Raw genomic sequence first — 4,732 nt, forward strand, 5'->3', positions numbered from 1 at the left:
CCATCTCTCATACAGCTTTTTCATCTCATCCACATCCGATACCTCTGCAGGTGTGAGCTTAATCCTTGACTCTCCTTCCTCAGGATGTAGAAGGGTGTATATGCCTGTGATCAGATCTCTGAATCCCAGCTTTCGATAGATCGAGTGGGCGATCGAATCCCTTTCAACGGTGAGCAGGATTCCCCTGCATCCCTTCTCCTCGAAGTATCGGATTATCTGTTTCACAAGCTCCGTTCCGATCCCTTTCCCTCTTATCTGAGGTGAGACGAAAAGGGTATCTATCCATCCGAACTTTTGAAACTTCCCTTCGATGAATACAGGGTATAGAATGCCTTGGACATGTCCTACGATTTTACCGTTATGGATTGCGAGGCGGACGCTTTCAGGATCGAGGTTTGGATCGTTTAGATAGCATACTCCCCCTTGGCATCCCTGAAGCCATTGATCCGGCAGAAGCTCGATGATCCCTTTTTCGTCCCCCGGTTGAAAGTGACGATATTCTATCCCACTCATCCTCATCTCCTGATGTCTCAGAGGTGGGGTAGTTACCCCACCTCCCAAGTTTGGTTCATCACGGGAGACCCGTGCACTCATATTTCTCACACCAGTACAGCCAATTACCATCGCGGTAATACTTACAGCAAAGCTCGTCGGGCTCGCACTTATAGGGACCACATATTTTTTTGGCAGCCTCAGAAGTGGCTGATAGTATCAGAGCTGCCAATGATGACGCCGTCACCAGAGCAGCCATCGAGAAGGCGTTGCGGTATCCGACTCTGCCAGCCTCAGACAGGATGACCTGCGAGACCTTCCTCCTCACCTGATCCCTTGCATACTCCCCCATGATCTGCATCCCCGCTCACCTCCTTCCCTTTTGGGATTCAACGCCCTTCCCTTCCGAAAAAACCGGAAAGGAAACGGTGAAAACTCCTGGATGACCTCTCACCCACAACTTCGTATCTGCCAAGAAACGTTACAGATTCAAACAACCGGCTTATCTCAACCCAGATCGGATGCTCAGGGGGAACAAGCTTCCTCTTATGTGCCTCCTCTATCTCCTCCTCGCTTCCCCATAGCTCCACCCATAGATAACTTCTCTCCTCCCCCTTCTTCTTAAGGAGCTGGGCGGACCTGCATCCCGCCTCCTCCTGAGAGGATTTGAACCTCTCACACATCAACTCCTCAAACTCCCTCTCTTTCCCCTTTTTGGCCCGATACGCTATGATGCTGAAAAGCATATCTCAACCTCCTCAGGAGGTGGACTCCACAAAACCCTTCGCCTTCACCAAAATCTCCCTCACCCTCTCCTCCGGAAGGAAGTGAAACAGTATAGCCTCCACCTCCCTAAGTGTATGTCCCTTCAGGAGAGTCAAAGCCAACCCTTCCTCCACCGTCTGAAGGTAGAGATCACCGAAAAGCGGAGATTCCCCCATCTCGGTGAGGTTTAAAAGGAGGGAACCCGATCGGGTGAAACAGACCTCAAAACGGCGTCGGCGTGCATCGAATCTTCTCTTCAACATCAGCCTCTTGAAAAGCCTCATCAGCTCCTTAGCGCTGTTCTCCCATGAATACCTCTCCGCTATCTCCCTCGCCCTCCTCCCCATCTCCAACCTTCTTTCATCGTCATCAAGTAACTCATTTATCGCCTCCGACATCCTCTCGGGGGAGACGAAACCCGCGAAGCTCCCCAATTCGTCCTCGAACTCCTCACACTCCACAACTATCCCTCCCTCCTCAACCAGATACGGCATCCCGTCGATGTGGGGCACAACAACGGGAGTTCCACAGGCCATAGCCTCCAGCGTCACCCTCGAGAAGGCCTCCCATCCCACCATCGTGGGGAAACACAGCAGATCGAAGGCGCTGAAAAACAGGGTAAGCTTCTCCCTCGGCTGTCTGCCAGCGTAAACCAGATTTTCAGGCAGCCGATAACGGAAGTAAAAACCGAGATCCGGGACGACCACCAGGAAGATATGATCCGGGTTCATCTCGGCTATCTTCAAGAACAGCCCCATCCCCTTCTCCGGAAGGGCCCTAGAGAGAAAGCCCACCACTTTCCTTCTGCAGATCTCGGGCTGCCCGAGCATCTCAGCAATTTCCCTTTTCGCCTCCTCCTTGTCCATAGGCCGGAAGAGGTCCAGATCCACCCCGTTTGGAACGATCTGGAAAAACGAATCATCCAGCGCAAACCGGGAGTAGAGCTTCCTGCCGGATTCGGTCAGGACCATGAAGGCGTCGTAATCCCTCATGAAGGCATACCACTTCAAAACGGCATTTATAACCGCCCCTCCACCTCCCCTCTGCTGGCGGATGCAGACCACGAACGGTATGTCCATCCAGGATAGAAGCGGGAGGAACTCCATCTCCGTCGGCGAAAAGATCAGCACACAATCGAATCCGAACTCCATCGCCCTCAGCACCGACGAGCGATCCTTCGGGTTTAAAGGGAAAAACCTGAGGCCGTCGGACGCGTCCTCCCTGTGGTTGACATACACATCTGCGAACTCGGAGAGGGCGATCAAAAGCCTTCGATGCGAGATAGGCGCTCCCACCGCCCTCCACCTCACATCGGCCCCGTGTGGCAGGGAAGTCGGGGCGAGGATGCGGATTCTTCCGTTCTGAGGGGGGCGAACGCCGTCATCGAAAAACAGCCCTTCTTTTCTCCTCTCCTCTAACCACTCCAGAGCCTTGATTATCTCCTTTTTATCCTCCTCCCCTTCAAGCTCCTTGATTATCTCCTCGCTCGAAAGCTTGGGGCAGAGCTGGAGAATTTTCCAGATGAGCTCTGATGCCTTTACAACCCTGCAGGCGTCAAGATCGGCTATGAAGATCTCGCCATCCACCTCGATCTTATGAAGCCTGTGTATCGGTAGATGAGCTTGAACCATCTCCCTTTACCTCTCACTGATTCCCCCAAGCTCCCCTTTGTATACTCACTGGCGAGCCTCGCCCCTATTCACTCAGCTTTATCATCCCCCATGTCATCGCTCTCAAGTCGATAAGCGGTGAGACAAGAGCGTATTTCGGATCAAACACATCCGGATAATAGCTGCTTTTCACAAGGTTAAGCCGCTCTACTATCTCTCCATCGCTCGTCATGATATATATGTGTCATCCCCTTTCCTGTTTGTATCCCTATCGGAGGCAAAAACTATGAACCTCCCATCGGGCGTCCATCTGGGGGAATCGTCGTTGGCATGGAAAGGTTTCTCCGATATCTTCGATAGATTCTTGACGCTGCCATCCCTCAGATCCATAACGTAGATGCTGGAGACACCGAACTTCCCCACACAGGCGCTGTATGCCAGCTTTCCGCCATCCCTGCTACATGCCACGCTGTAGATGTAAGTCAGATCATGCGGTATAGGTATCCTCTCAAGTTCCTCGAACCTTCTTGCGGGATTTTGCCTATCAACATCTAGAAGATAAAATCCCTTCGTTTTCCAATACCCTATGATAAGTCTCCTGCCATCCGGCATCCAGTCGAAATATCCCTTGACCGTCCCGTCGGTCAGAAACCTGACCTTGTCCGCGAGGAAGTCGAAGAGGCATATCTTCCACCTCCCCTTGTCGGATGAGAGGAAGGCTATCCTTCTGCCGTCGGGAGACCATCTCGGACAGTATGAAGATGGATTTTGGGTTAGGTTTATCGGCTCGTCGTTCGGTTCTTCGAGGAGGAAGATATCACTTGTCTGGGGTGTGATGTTCTGTGTGAGAAGGAGCTCTATGTTTGGAGGCTGAACCTTCGCCGTTGAGAGAAGGGCGAAGACCAGGGAAAGCCATATCATCCCCATGCCCCCTTTCGGATCCTTACCAAAATATACCCCAGAAGGTTACTTCCATATCACTTAGATCGATCTCCTTCCCTATCGGCTTCAGCATTATTACCTCTTCGCTGTATTCGAAATTACAACCCAGGGATCTGAGAACACTCTCATATCGACTTCCTGGGGTGGTTGCCCAACGAATGGGTGAAGATATAGCGCCTCTAATCGCTCTCACCACATCCTCTGCTTCTTCATCAGGAGCTATCGGATCTCTTATGCAATCGGGCGTTCGAAAATATCCCACAATTCTTCCGTTCCGACGCAGCACCCGGTATAATCTCTTCAGAAGTTTTGACACCGGAGGGATATTGGAGGTTACCCTCCAAATCACAGGGAAACTCTTCATCGCCCATCTCTCACATATTTCCCTCATTTCCTTAACTTCCGATGGCTCAGGTATGGTGAGCTTGATCTCAGATTTCTCATCACCGGGATAGACCGATGTGAAAGCTCCTATTGCCAGATCGTTAAATCCCAGCTTTCTATACATCGCGTGAGCGGGGGTGTTCCTGTAAGTCGTGAGGATGATACCCCTGGGGTTCAACCGCTCGAAGTATTTGATCAACTGTTTTATTAACTGCTTGCCGATGCCATGCCTTCTCATCTTCGGTGCAACGAAGACATATTCTATCCTTCCGAACCGTCGTATCTCCCCTTCTACGAAGATATCATCGGACAAACCTAGGGCATGTCCGACTATTTTCCCCTCACAGATTGCCAGTCGTATACCCTCCGGTCTGATTTCGGGATTATTGAATTTGTTCCGATAGGACTTCTCATCTATCCATCCGGTATTTGAAAGTAGGGCGATGATAGCATCATCATCTCCGGGTTTCCAGTGACGATACTCGATCTGCCAACTCATCCCGGCTCCTCCATAGTTTCAATCGATCCGGAGGGTAAGG

Annotated in this window: 7 protein-coding genes; all 7 read right to left on the bottom strand. The window is 51.4% G+C overall.

The window, feature by feature from the left end; genetic code table 11:
- Window positions 1–513, bottom strand: a 513-nt coding sequence (locus J7M22_07880; protein MCD6506531.1) for a GNAT family N-acetyltransferase, incomplete at its 3' end; no start/stop codon positions are given.
- 58 nt (window positions 514–571) lie between these two features.
- Complete coding sequence (locus tag J7M22_07885; protein MCD6506532.1) at window positions 572–853, bottom strand: hypothetical protein; 282 nt, start codon at window positions 851–853, stop codon at window positions 572–574.
- Between the two features lie 28 nt (window positions 854–881).
- The gene (locus tag J7M22_07890; protein MCD6506533.1) at window positions 882–1,238 is read right to left on the bottom strand and encodes an antibiotic biosynthesis monooxygenase; all 357 of its coding nucleotides are present in this window, start codon (window positions 1,236–1,238) and stop codon (window positions 882–884) included.
- A gap of 12 nt (window positions 1,239–1,250) precedes the next feature.
- Complete coding sequence (locus tag J7M22_07895) at window positions 1,251–2,888, bottom strand: glycosyltransferase family 4 protein (protein MCD6506534.1); 1,638 nt, start codon at window positions 2,886–2,888, stop codon at window positions 1,251–1,253.
- Between the two features lie 64 nt (window positions 2,889–2,952).
- On the bottom strand, window positions 2,953–3,099 hold the full coding sequence (locus J7M22_07900) for a hypothetical protein (GenBank protein ID MCD6506535.1): 147 nt from the start codon (window positions 3,097–3,099) through the stop codon (window positions 2,953–2,955).
- A complete protein-coding gene (locus tag J7M22_07905) occupies window positions 3,096–3,788 on the bottom strand; it encodes a PD40 domain-containing protein (GenBank protein MCD6506536.1) in 693 nt (230 codons plus the stop codon). Before J7M22_07905 ends, J7M22_07900 begins: the two co-directional genes overlap by 4 nt.
- Window positions 3,789–3,810: 22 nt before the next feature.
- On the bottom strand, window positions 3,811–4,692 hold the full coding sequence (locus J7M22_07910; protein ID MCD6506537.1) for a GNAT family N-acetyltransferase: 882 nt from the start codon (window positions 4,690–4,692) through the stop codon (window positions 3,811–3,813).
- Window positions 4,693–4,732 lie beyond the last annotated feature (40 nt).

Source organism: Candidatus Poribacteria bacterium, from assembly GCA_021162805.1.
In the GTDB taxonomy this organism is placed as follows: Bacteria; Poribacteria; WGA-4E; order B28-G17; family B28-G17; genus JAGGXZ01.

Coding starts and splice junctions, on each gene's coding strand:
- J7M22_07885 (MCD6506532.1), bottom strand. CDS start 853: ATGCAGATCATGGGGGAGTATGCAAGGGATCAGGTGAGGAGGAAGGTC.
- J7M22_07890 (MCD6506533.1), bottom strand. CDS start 1,238: ATGCTTTTCAGCATCATAGCGTATCGGGCCAAAAAGGGGAAAGAGAGG.
- J7M22_07895 (MCD6506534.1), bottom strand. CDS start 2,888: ATGGTTCAAGCTCATCTACCGATACACAGGCTTCATAAGATCGAGGTG.
- J7M22_07900 (MCD6506535.1), bottom strand. CDS start 3,099: ATGACGAGCGATGGAGAGATAGTAGAGCGGCTTAACCTTGTGAAAAGC.
- J7M22_07905 (MCD6506536.1), bottom strand. CDS start 3,788: ATGATATGGCTTTCCCTGGTCTTCGCCCTTCTCTCAACGGCGAAGGTT.
- J7M22_07910 (MCD6506537.1), bottom strand. CDS start 4,692: ATGAGTTGGCAGATCGAGTATCGTCACTGGAAACCCGGAGATGATGAT.